The following is a 20,404-nucleotide window of genomic DNA, read 5'->3' on the forward strand; positions in this document are numbered from 1 at the left end:
GGTTGATCCGCAGTTCATGCCGAGGTCCGTCCGCTATTTAATTGCTCCCGGCCCTCGTCCCGCCGTCAGGATTGACCTGCCGAATGCGTGCTGGCGGACCGATCTGTCGATTTGTCCGTACCTGACTGTTGCGGTATTATGTTACCACATATATTGTAGTTCCAGATCAGGAACAGGGGAGCCAGCCATGCCGCCGGTCCGGCGGCAACTGGGCAGGGGGCAGGCCCCCGTGCACCCCCCAGAAAGACGAGGTGGATATGCGTTCGTGCAACAAGCGGTTCGAGATGCGTCTTCCCGAATGGGAAAAGCACACTGCCGAGACCATGGCCCAGAGCCGGGGCATCACCGTCTCTGAACTTCTTCGCCGTGCCCTGCGTGCACATGCCGGGTTGCCGGAGCCGTTGGGCGAGGAAGACCGTAATTCCATTGTGGCCCTTCGCCGTCGCATCAACGCCATCGAATCACGCCTCGAGGCCGGTGATGTTGCCGAGATTGCTGCTGACTTGATGCAGGCCCGTGCAGACGCACAAGCATTGCTGAGGCGATAGATGCTCATCAAGGCCACCAGGATCAGAGCTTCGGCAGGTGCCGGGGCTTTGGCACGACACCTCACCGATGGCGAGGATAACGAGTCAATCACTGTCATCCGTGGCACCATTGCGGACCTGCATGACGCCGTGGCTGACGCGAGACAGTTTAACAGGGTGTACGCCCTGCGCCATTTCATCATCGCCCCCGAGGTGGCCATAAACCGCCAACAGTTCGAGCGGGCTGCAAAGGCGTTGGGCGAGGAATTCGGCTTCAATCCGGATTTGGCGCTGGTGGTCGAACACCAGAAGTCCCGTGCTGTTGCAGGTGTGGCAGACCGTCACTGGCATCTCGTCGTCGCCGAGACCGACGCGGTGACTGGTAAGGTCCTGTCGAGCCGCTTCAGCCACCCCCGACATGAAAAAATCGCGAGGCTGCTCGAGCTTGGATTCGGCCATCCCATCAACGCCGGCGCTCACGACATCGCCGTCTTGGCCGCCCTTCGAGGCGAAGGCCATGGCGATCTTGCCGACCGTCTGGCTGGCGCCTTGGGCAATGGGACGAAGCCTGTTGCGGCATATAGCATCGAGGCTCATCAAGCCGGGAAACGTAATGGCGTCGATCTGGCTCAGGCCCGCCAACATATTCGCCTTGCATGGGCGGCGAGTACCGATGGCGACGACTTCCGTGCCCGCCTGGCCGGTCATGGCCTCGAAGTGGCGGCAGGTGACAAGGCCGGTATCGTCGTTATCCGCGACATGGCCACCGGCATCATTCTTGGTGCCGCCAATCGCATGGCCGGGGTTCGCCGCTCCGAATTTAATTCTCTTCTCGAAAGGACAGACAATGACCACCAGCAGCCTGCCAGCCGTTTCCAGCACAGCCCAGATGATCTTGCAGGACACGGCCATTATCAAGCGCGACCTGATCACCATTCTGGAACTGGCGAAGTCGACGGCCTTGCCGCTGGAGGGCGAGCAAGTGTCGGTGCTGGAAACGATGGTCAGGCTGCTCCAGATGATCGTGAACGGGGTCGAGCAGAACCGGAAGGCCATCGAGGTTCTGCACCAACGCCTGGACGAGCCGGGCATCGCCCAGACGCTTCGTCGGATGATCGAAGCGGACTGACCGAAGCCGTCGCCAAGGCAGGCACCGCCGTTATGGCTCTGTCGAAAACCGGCGTCGGCCAGTCTCAAATGGATCGGACGCGGCAGCATCTGTCGGCGTTGGAAACGCAGGTACGGGCGCGTATCGCCGCCACCGAGGCCCGGCCTGTCCAGGCCGTATCTAACCGGCTGCATGCCGCCCGGCTTTACCAGGACGCCACCCACACCCGGCATGCGGAGGTCCTCAGGAGGTATCGTGCGGCACAGGAACGCCTTGCCGCCCCCGAGCCACGTCGGAGCCTTACAGACCGCCTCCTGGGCCGGCAGCCTGCTGTTACCGTGATGGAAACGCTGGAACATGAAGTGGCTGCCGCCCGTGCGGACCTTATCGCAGCCGAGAAGGCGGCAGCGGGTGCCGATGGCAACCTCGCACGGGTGGAGAAGGTCGAGGCCGCCGAGCGCACCCAGCACATGGGGCAGATGGAAACCGAGCGCAGGGCTGCCTTGGAAATGCTGGCAGAGATCATCACGGCGCAACGCATGGTGCATGCGTTTCCAGCCTTTGCCTATGCTGGTCCCCCATTTGTCGCGTGGTCTGGCGGCAAGGTCGAGCGGAAACGTAGGCGATCATCGCGGAACCCATGGGCCACAAACATCTGGGGCATTCCTCTGGACTTCGGCTGACAACGCAGGAACAAATGCAAAAGACCGGTGTTGACGCAGGAACAAACGGAATGTAGACCTTTCTCCACCGAGAAGCCTATTGTTTGGAGGACTAAATGACAAACGTTTACGCAACGCCTGAAAGGCTCACCATGAAGGCCTACCTGTTCAAGATCGCCGTCGAAGCCTTGGAGGCAGACGGATGGCGCGTCGAGCGCGTGCCCGGCAGTGGGAAGTCGAGCGTGCGCCGCATCACCCGTGGTCAAGAAAGCAAGGTGGTTTCGATCCGCACCACCCAGGACACATGGATTGCGTTCCCCCGTCTCGATGGTGACAGCGGCTGGCGCACACTGGACGAAGTGGATGCCGTGGTGCCGGTATCGGTGGATGATCGGGACAGCCCGCGCTTTGCTAAGGTGCATCTGGTTGATGGCGATGAAATGCGCGATCGCTTCAACCGGGCCTATGAGGCTCGCAAGAACGCAGGCCATTCCATTCCTGTCGGACGCGGTGTCTGGGTCTCGCTTTACCTGCAAGATGCGAATGACCCGCCGACCCACGTGGGAGCAGGAGCTGGCCTTAAGCACAAGCCCATAGCCACCGTTGCCCTTTCACCCGACATGTTGGCGTCGGTGGATGAGCAGGACGATGACGTGCAAGGGTCAGCTCCCATCGCTGAAATCGGCGGTGGTGATGGCGAAGCGCCGTTGTCCATTGCCGAGGCCAAACGGCGTCTTGCCAAGACGTTTGGTGTCACCGAAGCTAGCATCAAGATCACCGTGGAAGCGTAATTAACCGTGCTCAAGGGCGAGTTGGTATCGCCACCGATTCGGGCAAACTGGCATTTCCAGCCTTTGGCATAGGTGGAAATGCACTTGCCGACTCGGGCAGACACAGAATCCATACTGCTGTTGCGGTACGGACACATGGGGCTGAGAGGCGGCAGAACGCCCGTACAACGCCTCTTCGGTTTCTGCGTCCCCCTGTACGATCCCCCCTTAAGGGGTGGCACCCACGTTCGTCCAGATCGGTGTCGCGGTCGATCACATGGGAGGGTGTCCTTCTCATTCCGGAAAATGTCGAATCGGGAACGATCCGGCAACCGGACCGGCTGTTGACCTCAACCCATTGAGCTTGCTCGGAATTCTGCGACCCTCGTTGGCATCGGAGGCACGTCCTCCAGTCCCCAGCGAGGTTTCGACATGGAAGAACTGCCGCCCCTTCTCGACTATATCCGCAAGGCCGAAGAGGCCGAAAAAGACGCTGCTCAGCCGCCCGAGCTTGCTCTGGCTGCCGTTTCGGATTTGCCGCCTCCCGATGAGCCTGCCCGTCCTGTGCCCGCCCCTGATGACGGTCAGCGCGTCGATCAGTTGGTTGCCGATGAGGCGCATGCCGATGGTGGTGAGGCTACCCGTGCCGCCGAGGGTTTCGACCCCGTGGAGCGGGAAGGCAAGGGCTCCTCTCTATACTCGGGTTTCAAGACCGTAGATTTCCAGAATAAAGATACCACCACGGTCTCGACGACATCGGTCCTGCGGACGGTGCAAGCCCTGCATGAACCTGGCAAGGACGAAACCGGCAAGGACAAGAAGAGGCCGCCTATCTGCTATTGCGGAGCACCTCGGCTCAAGGACGTTGATGTTCACCTGCGCGATGATGGCACTGGCAGGACGAAGGCTGGGGTATCAGGCATATGGCGTTGCCGGAACGGCGAGACCTGCCCCCTCTGCATAGAGGCTGCCACGGCCCGCCGCACGGATGCTTACGCCCGTGTTGGCAAGGCTGCCATCAAGAAGGGAGGCAGCGTCGTAAGCGTCGTGCTCTCTGTCTCCCACAGCCTTGAGGACAAACTGGCCGACCTCATGGCAGCGGTGAAGAAGGCGTCCACCGGCGCAAGGGCTGGTGGGCCGTGGCATCGCAACATCAAGGTGGCCCTTGGGGCGCTTGGCGTCCTTGTCGATCACCATGTTCGCTATGGCCAGCGCTTCGGTTGGCACTACCATCAGCACCTTACGATCTTCTGCCTCAACCGCGATGCGGAGGCGATCAAGGTGGCCGTCGACGCGCTAGTTGAACGCTATCTGCGTCTCCTGGCCCGCCAGGGATACCGTGCCGCCGCCGAAAGGCAGCATGTCAAGGTGCTGACGGAACACCCCGAGGGCAAAGCCTATACTTACCCCGCCAACCACAATCCCGGCGATGACGACGAGGCCGTGGAGGTCGCCGCTGTCGATCACGGTGAGGACGAAAGCCTATCGCCCATGCAGTTGGCCGAACGGGCTGCCCATGGCGATAACCGGGCTGCTGCATTGTTCATGGAGTTTTCAGCAGCCATCAAGAAAACCCGTGGCGTCATCGTGACTCCGGCCATGGCCATGGCCCTTGAGATTGAGCGGAAGGAAGAGGAACCGGCCTATACGGAGCAGACTCGCCTCGGCTCGATCCCCGGCAAAGTGTGGACGAAGCTCATCGATCAGAACCTGAACGGCACTTTCCTCACCCGAGTGGAATTGGCGGGTCGGGAGAACTGGCTCGCCGTACGCTGGTGGGCGCTGGAGCAGACCGGCGAGGCCCCTGAATATTCTAACGAACTGGCCGATGAGCTTGCCGAACTCTTTCAAGCCCAGCAGCGCCTTGTCGATCCCACGGCCAAGCAACTGGCGCAGGACCAGATCGGCATAATGCAGTGCGACTGGAACGAGAGCCATGGTGCCGATCTCGTCGTTGCGACCATGGACTATGTCAAAGCCCACTTCCGGCACATGCGGGTGGATAAGGCTGGTGTCGAATACTGGATGGCGACGCTCGATGATCTGGCTGGGAAGGTCCATCGTCGTCGGGCCGCCGCGTCTCACACGACCCTGCCCATGGGCGACAGCCCGCCTTCGGTCGAAACTGTCTCACACGGGTCAGTTCGTGACCGTGTGAGACAAAACTACCGGAATTCTCAGCATGCCTAAGCCCTAATTGGAACCGAGGACCATCACATGACCAAAACCATCGCCGGCCAGATTATCGGCTACGCCCGCACCTCCACCGTTGACCAGGTCGCTGGCCTTGAGGCCCAGCTTGCCGAACTCACCGCCCTTGGCGCGGATAAGATTTTCCATGAGCAGGTGAGCAGCGTGGCCGAACGCGCCCAGCTTGATATCGCCATGGCCTATGTCCGTGAGGGCGACACCTTCGCTGTCACCAAACTGGACAGGCTCGCAAGGTCCGTCTCCGGCCTCGTCACCATTGCCGACGAACTGAAGGCTAAGGGCGTGACCCTCCGCATCCTCTCTCTCGACATCGACACCTCGACGCCGATGGGGCAGTTGATGTTGAACCTGCTGGGGGCTATCGCGCAATTTGAGCGCGAAATCATGCTCGAACGGCAGCGGGAAGGCATTGAGAAGGCTAAGCGCGAGGGGCGGTACACTGGTCGCCAGAAAACTGCCCAGCGTCACACCGCCAAGATCAAGGAGCTTGCCGCCGCCGGCACCAAGCCCGCCAAAATCGCAGAGGACCTCGGCATCAGCAGGTCGAGCGTCTACCGTGTCCTTGATCTGGCTGCTGCGTCATGACAGGACGGTAGGACCATGATGAAAGAAGGAGTTTTAATGTCGATTATGAGAGGCCTGTCGTCCTGTTCCACCAAGTCGATGGGCGGTTCTTTCTTGGTCATGTTGATGTTGTCGGCCATTGTGACGGTTCCAGCCCAAGGCGATGGTATTCGCTGTCATTTCGGCACCGTGGACGCGAAGCCGCAGCGTACCATCCTCTACGAACGGACGGAATCGGGCCGGGAAATTTCAATCTGGACCGTCAGAGGGGGTGGCGGTCAGGTGCTGGACGACAAGTTTTCAGTTCCAGAGTCCCAGGTGAGTCCCTTTTACGCTGTCCGAGCGATGGAGGACGTTCCGACCAAAGAGGTGGTCACGACCATCGAAACATTCCGAGGCGTGCCGTATACGTACTGGGTGGACTGGAAAGATCAGAAACTCACCTACGCGACATTCGACCCTTTCGAAATGAAGGTGTGGCAGAATGCCCCCGACCTTTGTATCTTCGAACCGTAGGCGCGCGCCACCGAGCTACTTCGGGCGGTTTCGGTCTATGCCAAGATTTGATTGAAGGAGAGACAATGAGCGTCAACAGTGATCGGGATCGTGCGGCTACCATCGCCGGTATGCTGGGGATGTCCAGTGAGATGGAAGAGCATTTTTACAAGCTCATCAAGGCCGTCGAAAAGAGCGATGCAGAATGGCTCGCTGCCGTTAAAATGTTTCAGGCCGCTGAACCCTCCTTCACGGATGACCATGCTAACATGGTTCGGACGTTCTGGCAGGCTCAAGGTTAATCGCATAGCCCGTCTTAATGACAGGGTGAGCTAGTTGGCGTTGAAGTCGGCAGCGCTGATACCTGTTGGACGGACGTTGCCACCGGCTACCGTATAGAGGGTGAACGACAACTCCTGGGTGATGATCTGTGTGGCAGTCGTTTCTGTAGTGAAATTCTGTATCCCGTCGAACGCGCTCGCTGACGGCTCGACAAATGAGGTGCAGTCACGGGACATCGCATCACCGTAGGCGAACTGAACACGATACCCTCCATCCGGGATTCCGTCGAACGACGCCGTCATGTTCTTCTTCACAAAGAACGACGCAACCAGTTTTCCGATGGCGGCATCGCGGAGCTTGATGATGGCATCGCCCGAAGACCCATTGTTGATGGTCAGCCGGTGGCCGTTCTCTGCCAGTCGAATATTCTGGTCCAGCACCCGGCCATTCGCCGGACGTGTTTTGCACAAGTTCACCGGTGCCAAGGCGACCGGTGTGCTGCCGTTGGTTCCTGCCGAGATAGTGTTGGATGGCTTGGTCGGCGGCTGGTAGCTGCTCCGGTAATTCGTGCCGAAAGGGTTGACCAGTAGCACATAGGCAATGGCGGGGATCGCGCACCCCATTAAGACCTGACCGGCGGCGGCACCAGCGTTCATCTTCCACGGGGAACGTAGCCGCCCAACTTTCTGTCCGTTGGCAGCCAATATCTCCAACAGCTGTTTTGCCGCCCCTGCGATCTTAATGTCCGAGGCTGTTTTCAATTGGCTTGCGAGTGATCCGGCGAGGTCGTATTTCCCCCGATCCATAAAGGCGATGGCGTTCTGCCAGATCAACTGTTCCTCAATGTCCTTGTGGCGCTCACCGCCGCACGCGTTACGGAATATCTCTCGGACAGTATAGATCGGCCCCCACGGCAATCCCCACCAGCCAAAGGCAGCAGAAATCGCCGACGAACGGAACGCTTGTTTCGATGCGCAGTCGCTGCAGTATATGCCGGGCTTCGGCGAGGTCCTTGTCATGACGAGGAAGCTCACCACCTGCCGGAACACCAGGAAGCGAGGTTGTGCGGTGACCTTGCCGCACTTGGAGCATTGAATGGGCTCAACCGGTTCTCGCCGGGACTCCTGTTCAGCTGCTGCCGACCGTGCTGGGCGAGAGGACCGTTCCGGCTCGTCATATGTTGCACGCCTGGCCGGATCGCCAATGACCTCATAGGCTTCGGTGACCCGCCGGAATTTCTCGGCGGCTGCCCGGTCCTTATTTACGTCAGGATGGTAGATTTTCGCCAAGGCCCGATACACGGCCTTGATTTCATCCAACGACGCCGTGTGACTCACGCCAAGGTCAGCATAATACCCGCGAGGATCCGAAGTCATCGGGCGATCCGTTCCTCGGCAAACGCGCCGAATAGCGCCACCACGAATATGAAAATGTATCCGGCGACAACCGCGAGGCACATCTGGGTAAAGAGGTTGAAGAACACGCCATACCTCATCCAAGTGTCGAACGCCCAGTAGACCTCAGCGAAAGGCGGGGTGAAAAACGTCAGGATGGCTGGCAACAAGCCGCCAAGCTGGTAAGCGAACCATACAGTTGCGACATGCACGACCAGTGCACCAAGATGGACCACGAAACCGCCGATCATGGCAGTCGTAGTCAGCAGCATGTATACCGCTCGCATGTTTCCCCCTCCGGCCTCGATGGCATGGTGGCAGAAAGCCTAACTATTGGAAAGTTGTCGTGATCGTGGCCCCCAGAAATGTAGCCTGTACCTTAATTGTAGTGGCGGTGGCGACTGTGTATTCGCCCAATGCCTTTTCGCTGGAGTACAAGACGGAAGAATTTCTTAGCGGTACCAGCCATGTCGCAGTGGCCTATATGTGTGGCGTGTTGGGCCAGAAAACCGGCGTGGAGCCGATGGCTTTGTCCTTGGTAGCCAAGGCAATGGAGAGTACCGGCCAGATGAACCAGACACACAGCGGTCACCTACTCGATGACGCCCTGACGTGGTGGGAAACGGAAGGTCAATCGGTAGACACAAACGAGATGTGGGAAAAGTTTTGCGCCCAGCCCGTCTCCAATTTCAAACGTCTCTACGGGGAATAGGCTGCACGAACCTGCTGCCATCAATGCCAATACGCAGGTACGTCTTGCGGACACTCGCAATCCGTCCCTCTGGCAGGAAATGTGCCAGCGTCGTCAGTGCATAACCCGCCAAGATGCAGCGATACCGATGTGGCAGAACATGGTCATCTGAGGTAAGTCGATAAACTCCATTTCGACCTCAGTTGAATGGGTTGGGCATGGCGATGACGTTGCAGTCTTCTTCGTTGCGATACGTCCATTTCACCATTGCGGCCTGCTCGGAGGCATCACGCTCGCCATGCAGAGTAACCGAGACCCACTTTAGGTCTCCATCACCAAGCCAGAACCATGCGTCAAGTTGAGTGGCGTCCATGCTGATCGGCACGTTCGTATTCTCGCCATAGACCTCGTCAAGTTGGGATCGAATAGTCGCTATCGTCCTGGTGATGTCTTCGCGAGCGGCCATAGGCGCGTAACCCACCACCACACATACCCCTGCACTGGCGGTGGCAGTCGCGGAGTAGAGCGACAGGAGTGGGTGCGGATTCGGCACGGCTATGACCATCTCGGTTTCGCTGACCTTCCGATCAACCTCAAGATCGCTAATGGTCGTTCCCATGTCGATGCCGAAGGCCACGGTGGCCGCGTTTGTTGACTGCGAACAGCCCATGAGAATGATGGCGGCGGCAAACGTCGCTGACTTCAATGAATGCAAGATGTCCCCCAGGATGGCCGGAGCAAGTATTGGCCACAATGCCCAACAGGTGGCGAAGTGGCAACGCGCATTCGGGCAGGATACCCTCCGGCCTGTCTTTGTTGAAGAAGAGCGCTACAGCGCAGCTCGGTGCAGGGCAGATATATTGCTGTAGTAGGCTAGGGCCTCCCTGACATCGTCCAAATATTCGGGATCGGCATTTTTGGACCCCAAGTAAATCTTGGCATGCCGTATGATGCCCTCCACAGCCTCAGTGACCCCCTTGGAGAAGGCAGAGCCGGGTTGACCGCCAAGCAAAACATAAAGGTTATGGTACGACCCCATGGCTTGGTACGAGCGGTCGTCAAGACCTTTAGCAATCGCCATTTCACAAAAGCGAATACGCTCTTTAGATGCATGAACCTGAAGGGATACCTTCTCGGCTTCGCTCCGCGTCACATTGGGGGCGTTCTGATAGACTTGTTCGTTCAGCCAGATCATTTGTTTGATGGACGGGATGTCGCCTCGAAGTGCTTCAGTGCCAATGACCGACGCTACGCTGTCAAAATGGTCACTGGCAAACCATGCCTTAAGGAATTTATCATCACCAAGAACGTTCGCTATCTCGGTGCGATTTCCATAGATTAGTTGATGCGTGCCGTCCTTGGTCGCGAACGCCTTTTCGTACTTATTCTTAATCCACATCTCAAAATCCCTCTTGCCGCTTTCAGAACGAAATCCAGGTCAAGATGATCTACTTAGTGGACTTCGAGATGCCAGACAAATTTGGCAAGGCTGGACGTTGACGGCAGCCCCGGCGCTGTGTACCCAAGTACGTACCGGCTTGAACTGTCAATCCTCATGATTTCAACAGGTTATGGCGAATTTCGCGGAGAGTCCCTTTCTCTCCGCCATTATCTAAGTCATTGAAATTACTAAGCTAGAAACCGAATCGGAAGTCGGATTCTGTCACAGCACCCTGTCACAAAGATTGGGGTGTTTGTTCCTTGCATAGATCCATCGCATCTTTAGTGCACCGGCGAGGTCACGTCCTTTGGTTCCGCAAAGCGGTACCTGCGGATTTGGTTGATCGCCTTGGCTGTTCGGACATTCGCAGGTCATTGCGCACCAGCAATATGCGAATTGCCCGGCAACGTGCATGGGCGTTAATTGTGAGGATCGAAGAGGCATTTGCAGTGATGAGGAGCGCAGGCTTGCAGCCTGACGCCCGCACTGCGTTGCGCACGATCCTTTCCCGCATCATGGATGATGTTGATCCTGATAAGCACTCTTGGGCAGAGCGCGAGAAGTATTCTCGTTTGATCGAGACACTGGCGAACCCGACCGGGACAGATCCAGGGATTCGGGTGCCAATTTCGCTTGTGAAGCGAGTGCCAGAACCAGTCCCTGAGAAAATCATTTCTTTCCCTAACGGGGCTGACATTCAAACCTTAACCAGGTCGGCAGTTCAGGATGCCATGATTGACGATCGTGCTCGTAAGCCGTTCAGTGCATTCGTTGACGGATATCTGGCCTCAAAAGCCTTAAGCCGCTTGGCCTCAGATACTTCCAGGCCAGCATATTTGGCCCGCCATTTATAGAAAGTGGCATCGCTAACGTCTTACTTCCGGACAACTGCGCGCCTAAGCCCGTTTGATGCTCTTTTAAAATGCCAATGATCTGCTCTTCGCTAAAACGGCTCTTCCGCATCATCTGTCTCCTCACTTGGAAAACAGGCTAACTTGAAATCGAGGACATTTCAGGGGAGCAGGTCATATTCAGGGGGCAATGTTAGGTAAATTTAGTCCCCAAATTCGTGTGAGACTTCGCTCCACAAGTTGGCCGGCAGACCACGGTTTTTGAAAATCTCGATTTCGCGCTGTACGCCGGAGCTTTCCTTCCAGCCGGGCTCATCGATGACAATGATTTCCGTCATTGCATCCATAAATACGGCGTCGATTGGCGCCCACAGTTTGCCGATGCTGGCCTTGTCGAGGTCGCCCAGATAGGCGTTGATTGGATGTGACATAGAGACTTGGCTGAAGACCACCGAACCGCTGCGCGCGATCTTGGCCGCCACGGAATTGCAGAGTTGAAACCGGTGTTCGACGACAACGCGATCAGCGTGGCTATATGGGCAGGCTAGAAAGATTTTACGCAATTTTGGTTGTCCTTTATTGGCGTAGGCGTCATCGGGGCCAGTCCCGTGCATGCGCGATCGCCGTTTCGAATAGTTCGTGATGCGCCGCCGACACCGGATCATGTGGAGCAAAGCGTCGGCCACTGGCGCGCGCTGGAGTGACATTCACTCCGCACAGTTCGGCGAGGCCGATGCTGGTCATTTCGTGCGTGGCTGGGACGACGATGGTCTTGCCGCATGCCGAGGCGAGGAACTGTGCGAAATAGGTACTTTGGGACAGGCCGCCATCGATCGAAATGGTATCGCCCAACGACACAAGGTGATCGGCTCTCTTGACCAAAGTAGCCGTCAGTAAAGCGATGCCTTCAAGCACAGCGCGGATCATGTCTCGCCGATTGGTTGAGTGGCCCATGCCAATAAAAAGCGGCGCAGCGTGGCGGTCCCAATGTGGCGCTGCCAAGCCCGAAAACGCTGGGACGAAAACAAGGCCGCGGGACAGGGCAGACGGGCCATCGAAGGTATCGAGATCCTGGACGGCGCTGTATAGCCCGATTTGATGCGCCCAGGCGAGAGCCGCACCCGCATCATAGACCCCGCCCTCAATGGCATAGGTCAACCCGTCTTCACGATCCGCCCATGCAATAGTTGGTAGCAAATCTTGTGCTGTGGGCCTTTCAGAGCCGGCAACGGCGAGCAAGAACGCGCCAGTACCAAACGTAATCTTGCACGCGCCGGGATGGCGACATCCATGGCCAAATAGCGCTGCTTGTTGATCGACGACCGAGGCCAAGACCGGGACGCCGTCGATCGCTCCTAGTGGCTCACCAGCACTGGCAATTCTGGGCAGGCACTGCATGGGGACGCCATGGAGTGAACACAGAGCATTGCTCCAATGGCCGGTCTGCAAATCCAGCAGCCCGGTGCGCGACGCGGTGGTAAGATCGGTGACAAAATTGCCGGTAAGCCGATCAAGGAAGAACGCATCGGTCGTTCCTAGTCGCAGCGTTCCGGCTTCAAACGCCCGCGCTACGGCCGGTAGCGTTCCCAACAACCACGCAAGTTTGCTGGCAGAAAAATAGGGATCGAGGGGAAGGCCGCAGACGTTTCGGGACAGTGAATGCGCGTCTTGTGGCATCGAAGCCAAGTGCGCCGACGTGCGGGAATCTTTCCATACCACAACGGGAGAAAGGGGCTGGCCAGTGAGTGCGTCCCAAGCCAAGCAGCTCTCGCCTTGGTTGGCTATTGCAATCCCATCTACGCGACCTGCTGCGGCAAGCACAGTCTTGATATTGCCCAGCAATTCCTCTGCATCATGCTCAACCCAGCTCAAAGCTGGATAGTGTTCTTGATGCTTAAGGCTGGCCACTTGCCTCCATACGCCGCCATCTTCGACAACGAGGCAGCGTGTGGAGCTGGTGCCTTGGTCGATACAGGCGATAGATGTCATGCCAGCGCCTGGAAGCCGAAATGTACCTTTTCAGCCTTCAAAACACCGGCGGGCCTAGGGACCTGAATGCGTGTTTCCGGCATCCAGTTCGCCCGTCTCTGCCAAACGGTTACGCCATCGACCTCGAGCGTCAAGGTGCCCTTCGCGCGGCGTAAGAAGCGCAACTGGAAATTTTCCAACCCAACTGGAATTGTGCTGCCACTGCGAAGCAGGTTTGGTACGACCAGTTTGATCGGATCGTCGTAGGTGATGCGGACGGGGGTGTCGGCGGGTATAGCACCTGCGAGGTCTGCCGCAATTGTCCTGCCTATTGCCCGGCCCTCACGATAGGCCCAGCCGCCGGTTTCAACAGCGCGAAGCACGTTGCCTGCCGCAAAGTAGATCGGGTTGGCGCAGCGGCCGTTTTGGTCAACCGCGGGCCCAAGGGAACCACGGTCAGTTTCAACGCGCGACATTTGGAAGAGGCTTGCTTCCGGCGTGAACTGGCCCGAAAACAGCACCCCGTCACAATCCAGCGTCTCGATGACTGAGCCGCGCTGGATCTTGACTGCCTCGACACGCGCCCGACCGACAATGTCAACGATCCGGGCATTGAGATGAAACGGTATTCCGACCAAGGGTGGGAACCAGCTGAAAGGAGCGCTCACTAAGGCGTGGTCACGCGGCTCCAGCACAGCGACAGGGCGCGCCCCGTGGCTCAAGCACGTCATGATCGCCGACATGGTCACAAGTTCAGAGCCGACGATCACGGGCCTTTTGAAGGGCATGAGCTTGTGAAAGGCGACATAGGCCTGCAAGGCTCCTGTGGTCAAAACTCCCACCGGGCGGTCGCCGGACACCATTCGCGCCGAGCGCGGCAGTTCACGCGTGCCCGTCGTCACCAAAATACGTTTACCGGACAGCGATGACAGACCTGCGTCACTCGAGACCTGCAGTTCGCCATCTTCTCCAAGGCGGGTAACGGAGTGTCCGTAACGCAGATCAATGCCGTGGCGTGACACTTCCTGCTCGAGGCGTCGCCCATAGCTGGCGCCCAAATACACGCGCCCGAATTCGAGCATGCCGAACGGGGAGTGGCTGCAGTGCCGGGTGGCCCCGCCAAGATGCCGCTCGCGCTCTAAAAGGGTCACTTTTTCGACGCCGGCCTGTCGTAGCGCGATGGCCGCTGCCACTCCGGATGGCCCGCCACCAATAACGATTACATCGGAAGACTGCTGGCTCAAGTGTCGCGCTCCGCCTCGACTGCGAGTGGCGTGGCCAGCAGTCCTTTGGTCATGTCAGCAATTCGTGCATTGCAATAAAAGCCCTGACACCGACCCATGCCGGCGCGAGTGCGCCTTCTCAGACCACCATAATCGCCCGGTGGAAGCGCGCTGGTGAGCGCGGCCTCGATCTCGCGCCGGGTCACCATCTCACAATGACACACTATCTCGCCATGGTCGGGCCGTTGCCAATCCCGGGTAACGGTTTCGGTCAAGTTTGGTACGGTCACTTCGAGGGTCGAGGGTTCGGTGGGCATTCCAAGACCCGCGCCGCCATGCAGGTCTAAGGCATGTTGCGCAAGGCCAAGGGCTGCGCTGAGCCCGGTCGAACGAACGCCGCCCAAGGTGATGGCGTTCGGCCGCGCAATGATGCGATACTGCTTTTGTTCGGTTGCCGGGCGCAGGCCCGCGTATACAGCGGTGATCGCAACGCCATCCAGCGCGGGAACGAGCTTCTTGCCGTGGGCAAGCAGGGCTGCCAAGGTTTCTTCTTCGACCGTCGCACGTGTGCGATCAACCTGTTCCTCGGCAGTGGGGCCCACCAGAATATTACCAAAAGCGGTTGGGCAGATGACGATGCCTTTAGTGATCTCGTTGGGCACCGGCAGGATGATGGTCTTGAGATGGCGCGTGGCCGATTTGTCGAGCACGATGAACTGACCCTTGCGGGGCCGGATCTCGAACTCAGCTATGAACCCGAGGCGCTGATCCACTTCGTCGCCGAACAGGCCAGCGCAATTGATGACAAATTTTGACCGAATGTCACCCTGCGTTGTGAGCAGACGCCAAGCGCCGTCGAACTCCCCTTTGATAAGCTCGCAGCGCCGCACCACTTGCGCGCCGAGTGCAATCGCCTGATTGACATAAGCGAGGGGGGCAGACCAGGGATCTATGACGTGCTCGTCGGGCACATGCAAAGCGGCGACGATCCTGTCTGACAGACCAGGTTCGACGGCGCGCGCTTGAGCGCCCGAAAGCAGATGCAGGTTCTCAATGCCATTTTCGCGACCTTGAGTGGCGATGCCATCGAGCGCCAGTGCCTCTTCGGGTGTCCACGCGCAAACGAGCGCTCCTGTGTGCACGACTGACAAGTTCATGCTGGCAAGGATATCGAGATATTCTTGGCGGCCGCGTTTGACCAGGTCGAGTTCAAGACTGCCTGCAGGCGCATCAAAGCCAGTGTGCAAGATCGCGCTATTGGCCTTGGACGCGCCCGACAAGATGTCGCTGCCTTTTTCGATCAGAACAACGCGTGCTCCGGCCAATGCAAATCGACGGGCCACGGCACAACCGACCACCCCGGCACCAATGATTGCAATGTCGAACTCTTCCATCAGAGCGCTTGTCGCGGCCATCAGGGATTTCCTACCGTTCGGTCAAATTATGACTGAACGGTAGAGTTGTTTGCCTGTTGCGTAAAGAGAAAAACAAGAACCAAGATGAATATGGTCACGTTTTGTGTGTGGTGCCCACGCCGCATTGAGTCCGTCTCGCCGTGTGAGCTAGAATATTCGACTAGATCAGATGGCAGAGTCCAGCGTGGCAACCAGAGTTTGGGTGCCCGCGCCTGCCATGGCGTCGGCAATGGGCTTTGGTGGTGGGCAGTCAGAAATCAGCCTGCCGACTTTCGACCAAGGGGCGACTTCAAAGATGCCGCGCTTTGAAAATTTCGAGGAGTCCGCAAGAACATTAACGGTCTCGACGCGCTCGATTATCGCCTGGGCGATCTGCGTCTCACGCTCATCGAAGTCGAGCAGTCCCGATGGGGCGATAGCGCCCACTGTAAGGAAGGCATAGCGCGCACGGAAACGCTGTATTTGCTCAACGGCGAGCGTCCCCACCGTTTCCGACGCGTCATGGCTATAGGCGCCGCCGATTAGGAAAACCTTGTGATCGTGCCCGGCGGCAACGATTGCAGCGATACGGGAGCTGTTGGTAATGACGGTGAGGCGGCTCAAGTTAGCGATGGCTTCGGCAAACAAGAGTGTCGTTGTGCCTGTATCGAGAAACAGCGAGTCGCCCGGCACGAGCACGTTTACGGCTGCTCTGGCGATGAGCCGCTTCTGGTCTCTGTTCTCTAGCATTCGGGAGGCAAATGGCCCCTCTCCGAGGGGCTCGCTCACGCCGTTTGGCGTGGTACGGGCACCGCCATGAAACTTGTGAATACGCCCCGTCGCATCGAGATTGACGAGGTCGCGACGCACCGTCTCCTTGGACATGCCGAGCTTATCTGCAAGTTCATCGACGCTGACTTCGCCTAGCGCGTTGACTAACTTAACAATTTCCTCGTGGCGATCATGAGGCCGCATACTCAACCTCCCGGTCTGTTCTCTTAGCACTGTCATTGTGCACAGCGATGCCCGAATAGGCAATATTCGGTCGACATATCTGCCGCGCCTTAGTGTGTAAAGCGGCGCGACAATATCTTGTTTGCATACTATACGGCTCGCAATGCGGCCTCCCATCTTGGGCTAGAAATGCCGTATTGCGCCCGTGCCAACAGGAATTGGCCGTACTGGCGGAAGTCATAGCCCATCGTCGACAGGTGTGACTGCAGCAATGCCCAAAGGGACCACTTCATCATCGTTAGATTGCTGTACAGGTAGATGCGCGCGGCGGCGTCCGCACGCCAAGAACCATAATAGAGCTCGACCATCAGACGTTCTCGTTCTGGGGTCATAAAGGATTCGAACGCGATCCCCCCTAAATCCCAAGCAGAATCGTTATTGCCAGCGTATTCCCAGTCGATGATTTTGACCGTCTTACCTGAGCCGATCATATAGTTTGTAATGTGGGCATCGTTATAGCTACCTGTAAGGTCGATGCCGGAGGCCTCAATTGCGTCACGGGCTTGGGCGAACGCTGGCTCTAAACTGGTGAACTGGCTGGGAAGCGCGATGTTGAGCTGCGCCAAGTGGTGAAGATGCGCCTCGATCTGCTCAAATCCAGTCGCCGTCGAGAGGAAGCGTTGGCTGCGGTGCACCGTACGGTATCCTGCTAGGATGCCGGCAAGGATATCGCTATCGTGCAGGTCGATGAGGTTCGCCCCTCGGAAACCGTCGAGAAACTCATAGACTTCCACTCCAGACTGGGCGTCGACGTGCAAAAGCTGCGGCGCTACTCCCACCAGGCCAACTTTTCGTGACGCGTCGACTGCTGTCTGGCGTTCGATCAGGCCGTCTGTTTTTTCTCCGGGGCTTTTGACGAAATGGCTGGTCCGATCTGGCCAGATTACGCGCCAGTTATAATTGGTAAAGCCCAAGCCGATACGTTGGATCTCTGCACGCCCGTCGGGCCGGTCTGCCCAACGTCCAAGTGCCTCCACCACCCGGTTCCGAGAGCGTGAGACTGCATCGCGATCGGTCATAGCTGCGCTCCAGATTGTGCCGCGAGGCGGCCGCGGGCTCGCACGAGTCGAGTCTCGCCATATTTGAAAAATTCAATGTTGCTGCGCGGCGACAAGAAGTGCGCCAGCCGGCCCCAAAGTCCCCAACCGATATCTAGGAGCGCCATGCAAGCATGAAGGCGCGTCAAGGTGTGCGCCTCGGCAGCTATCCCATATTGCGTTAGCAATTCCGCATGTTCTGCGTCTGGGCAGTCAAAGGCTAGCGCAAGTGCGGCCAAATCCCAGAGGGGATCTCCGTTCGCTGCATGGTCGAAGTCCACCAAGAGAATCTGGTTTTCGGGTCCCACGAGCATGTTGCTCGCCAGGATTTGGCCATGCAGCGGAACCTGTGGTGCTGGCGATAAGGCGATGACTTTTAGTAAGTCTGCAGAGTGGCGCCGCAGGACCTCGAAATCCTCAGGAACGACCAACTGAGCCTGCTCGCTGGCCCCTCCCAAAATTGCATCTATTGCCGTCAATGTTGCATCAATGAAATGCCAAGCAGGTCGATCGATCGGCAGGGTGTCGGTTCCGTGCCAGCGCTTTATCGTCCGAAGAGCTGATGCCTTGACGTCTGGATTGTCGAAGTCAGGTCGCATGACCGTACGCCAGCCAGCGGGAGCGCGTTCAAAAAGTGTGGCACTCGAGTGAGGGGCGTGCTCGACAAAGCCGGGTGCGGCCCCTACGCGAGCCGCAGCCCGTGCGGCCATTGCTGCCAAATGAGAATCAGCTGCCCCGGGAAGTTCTTGGTGGTGAAGCTTGAGGAAATACTGGGCGCCATCGCACTCTATGAAGGCGCTATCAGCGTCAAGGCCTGTGTGCATCGACATTGCGTAGGGCGCAATCCATTCCAGAAGCGTGGCGCCCTGAAGATGGAACTCTGCCAGTGCAGCAGTCAGGCGGAAGTCAATCTCCGTCTTGTCGATTTCCATGCGAATTTGCCCGTTTTATCTCAGTCTCGGCCCATATTAGCTCAAATAATCGAAAAAACGTCAACCTTTCAAACCGAATATGTGTTTTTATGACCGAATAGACTTGACGACCTGCCCGAATAGTACAAATCTCAAAAACGGAGGGTCGCAATGCCAGTATTTCAGCGCTATAGCGAGAGGGAAGGGGAGTGCGCCAGTGTGGCGTCGTCCATCGCTCGCTCGCCCGTAGTTCTTCCTGGTCATGGCGCGCAGCAGTCGCTCGCATGTACTGAGATGACATTGCCCTATTGGCCGCGTGGCTCCGCCATTTCCGATTCAGATGCGCAACACGCCGCTAGCGGCGTTTCTAGTGCGCAAACCGCAATTCCCATTCCGTCCGGCGCTGCGCCAGCTTCGCCTTCAATTGCAATATTGAGATACGCATGACCGAAATCTGGAAAATGACCCTTGGGCAACTCACTGCGGGCTATGCCTCCGGTGCGCTGTCTCCTGTAGATGCTGCTAAGGCTGCGTTCGAACGTATCGATAAGGTCAATCCAGCGATCAACGCGATCTTTGCGCCAATGCCGGAGCGAGCGTTAGAAGCGGCTGTTGCATCGGAGAAGCGCTGGCGCGATGGCGCTGCATTGGGCCCGCTCGACGGTGTGCCGATGACCATCAAAGACAGTGTCGCGATGAAGGGGACGCCCTATGTTCGCGGTTGCGCTGCCAATCTTGGTAATCCGCTCTCAACCTCGGACTCGCCGCCTGTGGCGCGCATCCAGGAAGCTGGTGGCGTCATTCTGGCGAAGACCACTATGCCAGACTTTGGTATGTTCGCAGCGGGCGTCAGCTCTGCGCACGGCACCACCCGAAATCCCTTTAATCTTGCCTATAATACTGGCGGCTCCAGCAGCGGCGGTGCAGCATCCCTAGCTGCAGGCATTGGCGCATTGACTATCGGCACAGATATGGCGGGCTCGGTGCGCATGCCGGCTGCCATGTGTGGCCTTGCCGGCATGAAGCCGACACAGGGTCGTGTGCCGCATTTGCCACCGAGTGCTGTTCGCAGCGCCGGTCCTCTGGCTCGCAATGTCAAGGATATGGCCACCTTCCTGACAGTTCTGTCGGGCGAGGATCTTCGCGACTTCGGCTCTATTCCTCCCGAGCAGCGTCGATACGAGGATGCGGATCCGGCTCAACTTAAGGGCATGGAGATCGGCCTTTGTCTCGACGCGGGCTTTGGATGTGAAACGGAGCCTGAAATCCGTGAGGCAATCCTGCGAGTTGCGCGCGAGGTTGAAGCTGCGGGTGCCGTTATCGTGCCCGTTGATCGTTTGATCGAGTTCGACCCAAGCGAGGCCTTGAACAAGCTGTTCTTCCTGCGCAGTCGCCTTGAATACAACGCTATGCCTGCCGAAAAGCGCAGCCTCATGTTGCCCTATGCTCTGCAGGCTTGCGAGGCAGCGGGAGAGATTAGCGCAATCGACTACGCAAGCGCTCTCGAGGAGCTGGAAAAGGCCAAAGCGCAGATGTACCGCCATTTCGGTCGCCTGCAGTACATGCTGACGCCGGCATCGCCTGTACACGGTTTCCCCGCTGATGATGTCGGAGCAGACACTAAGTCCGCTCTCCGTCACACCAATTTCATGTCGCTGGTTAATCAGACAGGCCAGCCCGGTGCCGTTGTTAATTGCGGCATGACTGCTCAGAACCTGCCAATCGGCGTTCAAGTCATCGGTCGTCGTTTCGACGACTGGGGTGTGGTGCAGCTGCTTGCTGCACTGGAAACAATGTTGGGCGCGACGCCCGACATCGCAGAACCAAACTAGTCGTCGCCCGAGGGGGCAAAAGGAGGGAT

24 protein-coding genes and 1 pseudogene are annotated in these 20,404 nt (G+C 58.0%); 12 read left to right on the forward strand and 13 right to left on the reverse strand.

From position 1 onward, the window contains the following. The first annotated feature begins 257 nt into the window (after window positions 1-257). The gene (locus H4N61_RS00460; RefSeq protein WP_182394677.1) at window positions 258-548 is read left to right on the forward strand and encodes a hypothetical protein; all 291 of its coding nucleotides are present in this window, start codon (window positions 258-260) and stop codon (window positions 546-548) included. 84 nt (window positions 549-632) lie between these two features. On the opposite strand, the gene H4N61_RS00465 is transcribed toward H4N61_RS00460, so the two are convergent. Next, complete coding sequence (locus tag H4N61_RS00465) at window positions 633-1,382, reverse strand: hypothetical protein (RefSeq protein ID WP_182394678.1); 750 nt, start codon at window positions 1,380-1,382, stop codon at window positions 633-635. Between H4N61_RS00465 and H4N61_RS00470 the strand changes: the two genes are divergently transcribed. The 7 genes from H4N61_RS00470 (at window position 1,375) to H4N61_RS00500 (ending at window position 6,639) form a co-directional block, all read left to right on the forward strand. Continuing rightward, the gene (locus tag H4N61_RS00470) at window positions 1,375-1,656 is read left to right on the forward strand and encodes a hypothetical protein (RefSeq protein WP_182394679.1); all 282 of its coding nucleotides are present in this window, start codon (window positions 1,375-1,377) and stop codon (window positions 1,654-1,656) included. The two genes, H4N61_RS00465 and H4N61_RS00470, sit on opposite strands and share 8 nt — an antisense overlap. A 32-nt stretch (window positions 1,657-1,688) precedes the next feature. Further along, window positions 1,689-2,318, forward strand: coding sequence for a hypothetical protein (locus H4N61_RS00475; RefSeq protein WP_182394680.1), 630 nt, complete (start codon window positions 1,689-1,691; stop codon window positions 2,316-2,318). A gap of 95 nt (window positions 2,319-2,413) precedes the next feature. Beyond that, window positions 2,414-3,088 carry a hypothetical protein gene (locus H4N61_RS00480; protein ID WP_182394681.1) on the forward strand — a complete coding sequence of 225 codons (675 nt, stop codon included), beginning with the start codon at window positions 2,414-2,416 and terminating at the stop codon, window positions 3,086-3,088. A gap of 411 nt (window positions 3,089-3,499) precedes the next feature. Next, window positions 3,500-5,257 (forward strand): hypothetical protein, encoded by a 1,758-nt coding sequence (locus H4N61_RS00485; protein ID WP_182394682.1) that lies wholly within the window; start codon window positions 3,500-3,502, stop codon window positions 5,255-5,257. A 27-nt stretch (window positions 5,258-5,284) separates the two neighbouring features. Further along, window positions 5,285-5,863: a recombinase family protein gene (locus H4N61_RS00490; protein WP_182394683.1), complete on the forward strand. Its 579-nt coding sequence runs from the start codon at window positions 5,285-5,287 to the stop codon at window positions 5,861-5,863. Window positions 5,864-5,899: 36 nt separating this feature from the next. Beyond that, window positions 5,900-6,358, forward strand: a complete 459-nt coding sequence (locus tag H4N61_RS00495; protein ID WP_182394684.1) for a hypothetical protein — start codon at window positions 5,900-5,902, stop codon at window positions 6,356-6,358. A 65-nt stretch (window positions 6,359-6,423) separates the two neighbouring features. Continuing rightward, entirely contained in the window at window positions 6,424-6,639 is a 216-nt protein-coding gene (locus tag H4N61_RS00500) for a hypothetical protein (protein ID WP_182394685.1), read from the forward strand. A 30-nt stretch (window positions 6,640-6,669) separates the two neighbouring features. Here the strand turns inward: H4N61_RS00500 and H4N61_RS00505 are convergent, their stop codons facing one another. Together H4N61_RS00505 and H4N61_RS00510 are read right to left on the reverse strand one after the other, a co-directional pair. Then, complete coding sequence (locus H4N61_RS00505) at window positions 6,670-7,995, reverse strand: J domain-containing protein (protein WP_182394686.1); 1,326 nt, start codon at window positions 7,993-7,995, stop codon at window positions 6,670-6,672. Beyond that, on the reverse strand, window positions 7,992-8,285 hold the full coding sequence (locus H4N61_RS00510; RefSeq protein ID WP_182394687.1) for a hypothetical protein: 294 nt from the start codon (window positions 8,283-8,285) through the stop codon (window positions 7,992-7,994). Before H4N61_RS00510 ends, H4N61_RS00505 begins: the two co-directional genes overlap by 4 nt. A 74-nt stretch (window positions 8,286-8,359) precedes the next feature. Between H4N61_RS00510 and H4N61_RS00515 the strand changes: the two genes are divergently transcribed. Beyond that, a complete protein-coding gene (locus H4N61_RS00515; RefSeq protein ID WP_182394688.1) occupies window positions 8,360-8,725 on the forward strand; it encodes a hypothetical protein in 366 nt (121 codons plus the stop codon). Between the two features lie 178 nt (window positions 8,726-8,903). Here H4N61_RS00515 and H4N61_RS00520 read toward each other — a convergent pair whose 3' ends face one another. Further along, a complete protein-coding gene (locus H4N61_RS00520) occupies window positions 8,904-9,419 on the reverse strand; it encodes a hypothetical protein (RefSeq protein WP_182394689.1) in 516 nt (171 codons plus the stop codon). A 114-nt stretch (window positions 9,420-9,533) separates the two neighbouring features. Further along, window positions 9,534-10,103: a hypothetical protein gene (locus H4N61_RS00525; RefSeq protein ID WP_182394690.1), complete on the reverse strand. Its 570-nt coding sequence runs from the start codon at window positions 10,101-10,103 to the stop codon at window positions 9,534-9,536. A gap of 509 nt (window positions 10,104-10,612) precedes the next feature. On the opposite strand from H4N61_RS00525, the gene H4N61_RS00530 reads away from it, so the two are divergent. Then, window positions 10,613-10,999, forward strand: a complete 387-nt coding sequence (locus H4N61_RS00530; protein WP_182396077.1) for a hypothetical protein — start codon at window positions 10,613-10,615, stop codon at window positions 10,997-10,999. Here H4N61_RS00530 and H4N61_RS00535 read toward each other — a convergent pair. The 8 genes and pseudogenes from H4N61_RS00535 to H4N61_RS00570 all read right to left on the reverse strand — a co-directional run. Beyond that, window positions 10,933-11,108: pseudogene (locus H4N61_RS00535) on the reverse strand (transposase); the annotation flags it as partial. The gene H4N61_RS00530 and the pseudogene H4N61_RS00535 sit on opposite strands and share 67 nt — an antisense overlap. Before the next feature lie 91 nt (window positions 11,109-11,199). Beyond that, entirely contained in the window at window positions 11,200-11,559 is a 360-nt protein-coding gene (locus H4N61_RS00540) for a DUF1937 family protein (protein ID WP_182394691.1), read from the reverse strand. 28 nt (window positions 11,560-11,587) lie between these two features. After that, window positions 11,588-12,985 (reverse strand): FGGY family carbohydrate kinase, encoded by a 1,398-nt coding sequence (locus H4N61_RS00545; protein WP_182394692.1) that lies wholly within the window; start codon window positions 12,983-12,985, stop codon window positions 11,588-11,590. Then, complete coding sequence (locus H4N61_RS00550; RefSeq protein ID WP_182394693.1) at window positions 12,982-14,208, reverse strand: FAD-dependent oxidoreductase; 1,227 nt, start codon at window positions 14,206-14,208, stop codon at window positions 12,982-12,984. The genes H4N61_RS00545 and H4N61_RS00550 overlap by 4 nt, the downstream gene beginning before the upstream one ends. Next, window positions 14,205-15,602: an NAD(P)/FAD-dependent oxidoreductase gene (locus H4N61_RS00555; RefSeq protein WP_182394694.1), complete on the reverse strand. Its 1,398-nt coding sequence runs from the start codon at window positions 15,600-15,602 to the stop codon at window positions 14,205-14,207. The genes H4N61_RS00550 and H4N61_RS00555 overlap by 4 nt, the downstream gene beginning before the upstream one ends. Window positions 15,603-15,767: 165 nt before the next feature. Next, the gene (locus tag H4N61_RS00560; protein WP_182394695.1) at window positions 15,768-16,556 is read right to left on the reverse strand and encodes a DeoR/GlpR family DNA-binding transcription regulator; all 789 of its coding nucleotides are present in this window, start codon (window positions 16,554-16,556) and stop codon (window positions 15,768-15,770) included. 128 nt (window positions 16,557-16,684) lie between these two features. Then, window positions 16,685-17,614 carry a choline/ethanolamine kinase family protein gene (locus H4N61_RS00565; protein WP_182394696.1) on the reverse strand — a complete coding sequence of 310 codons (930 nt, stop codon included), beginning with the start codon at window positions 17,612-17,614 and terminating at the stop codon, window positions 16,685-16,687. Then, window positions 17,611-18,462: a phosphotransferase gene (locus tag H4N61_RS00570; RefSeq protein WP_349236483.1), complete on the reverse strand. Its 852-nt coding sequence runs from the start codon at window positions 18,460-18,462 to the stop codon at window positions 17,611-17,613. Before H4N61_RS00570 ends, H4N61_RS00565 begins: the two co-directional genes overlap by 4 nt. On the opposite strand from H4N61_RS00570, the gene H4N61_RS18295 reads away from it, so the two are divergent. Continuing rightward, window positions 18,382-18,657 carry a hypothetical protein gene (locus H4N61_RS18295; protein WP_248306624.1) on the forward strand — a complete coding sequence of 92 codons (276 nt, stop codon included), beginning with the start codon at window positions 18,382-18,384 and terminating at the stop codon, window positions 18,655-18,657. The two genes, H4N61_RS00570 and H4N61_RS18295, sit on opposite strands and share 81 nt — an antisense overlap. A gap of 329 nt (window positions 18,658-18,986) precedes the next feature. Next, window positions 18,987-20,375 carry an amidase gene (locus H4N61_RS00575; protein ID WP_182394698.1) on the forward strand — a complete coding sequence of 463 codons (1,389 nt, stop codon included), beginning with the start codon at window positions 18,987-18,989 and terminating at the stop codon, window positions 20,373-20,375. Window positions 20,376-20,404 lie beyond the last annotated feature (29 nt).

Origin of the sequence: Devosia sp. MC521 (assembly GCF_014127105.1) — a bacterium.
Taxonomy (GTDB): Bacteria; Pseudomonadota; Alphaproteobacteria; order Rhizobiales; family Devosiaceae; genus Devosia.

Coding starts and splice junctions, on each gene's coding strand:
- H4N61_RS00460 (WP_182394677.1), top strand. CDS start 258: ATGCGTTCGTGCAACAAGCGGTTCGAGATGCGTCTTCCCGAATGGGAA.
- H4N61_RS00470 (WP_182394679.1), top strand. CDS start 1,375: ATGACCACCAGCAGCCTGCCAGCCGTTTCCAGCACAGCCCAGATGATC.
- H4N61_RS00475 (WP_182394680.1), top strand. CDS start 1,689: ATGGCTCTGTCGAAAACCGGCGTCGGCCAGTCTCAAATGGATCGGACG.
- H4N61_RS00480 (WP_182394681.1), top strand. CDS start 2,414: ATGACAAACGTTTACGCAACGCCTGAAAGGCTCACCATGAAGGCCTAC.
- H4N61_RS00485 (WP_182394682.1), top strand. CDS start 3,500: ATGGAAGAACTGCCGCCCCTTCTCGACTATATCCGCAAGGCCGAAGAG.
- H4N61_RS00490 (WP_182394683.1), top strand. CDS start 5,285: ATGACCAAAACCATCGCCGGCCAGATTATCGGCTACGCCCGCACCTCC.
- H4N61_RS00495 (WP_182394684.1), top strand. CDS start 5,900: ATGTCGATTATGAGAGGCCTGTCGTCCTGTTCCACCAAGTCGATGGGC.
- H4N61_RS00500 (WP_182394685.1), top strand. CDS start 6,424: ATGAGCGTCAACAGTGATCGGGATCGTGCGGCTACCATCGCCGGTATG.
- H4N61_RS00505 (WP_182394686.1), bottom strand. CDS start 7,995: ATGACTTCGGATCCTCGCGGGTATTATGCTGACCTTGGCGTGAGTCAC.
- H4N61_RS00510 (WP_182394687.1), bottom strand. CDS start 8,285: ATGCTGCTGACTACGACTGCCATGATCGGCGGTTTCGTGGTCCATCTT.
- H4N61_RS00525 (WP_182394690.1), bottom strand. CDS start 10,103: ATGTGGATTAAGAATAAGTACGAAAAGGCGTTCGCGACCAAGGACGGC.
- H4N61_RS00545 (WP_182394692.1), bottom strand. CDS start 12,985: ATGACATCTATCGCCTGTATCGACCAAGGCACCAGCTCCACACGCTGC.
- H4N61_RS00555 (WP_182394694.1), bottom strand. CDS start 15,602: ATGGCCGCGACAAGCGCTCTGATGGAAGAGTTCGACATTGCAATCATT.
- H4N61_RS00560 (WP_182394695.1), bottom strand. CDS start 16,556: ATGCGGCCTCATGATCGCCACGAGGAAATTGTTAAGTTAGTCAACGCG.
- H4N61_RS00565 (WP_182394696.1), bottom strand. CDS start 17,614: ATGACCGATCGCGATGCAGTCTCACGCTCTCGGAACCGGGTGGTGGAG.
- H4N61_RS00570 (WP_349236483.1), bottom strand. CDS start 18,462: ATGTCGATGCACACAGGCCTTGACGCTGATAGCGCCTTCATAGAGTGC.
- H4N61_RS00575 (WP_182394698.1), top strand. CDS start 18,987: ATGACCGAAATCTGGAAAATGACCCTTGGGCAACTCACTGCGGGCTAT.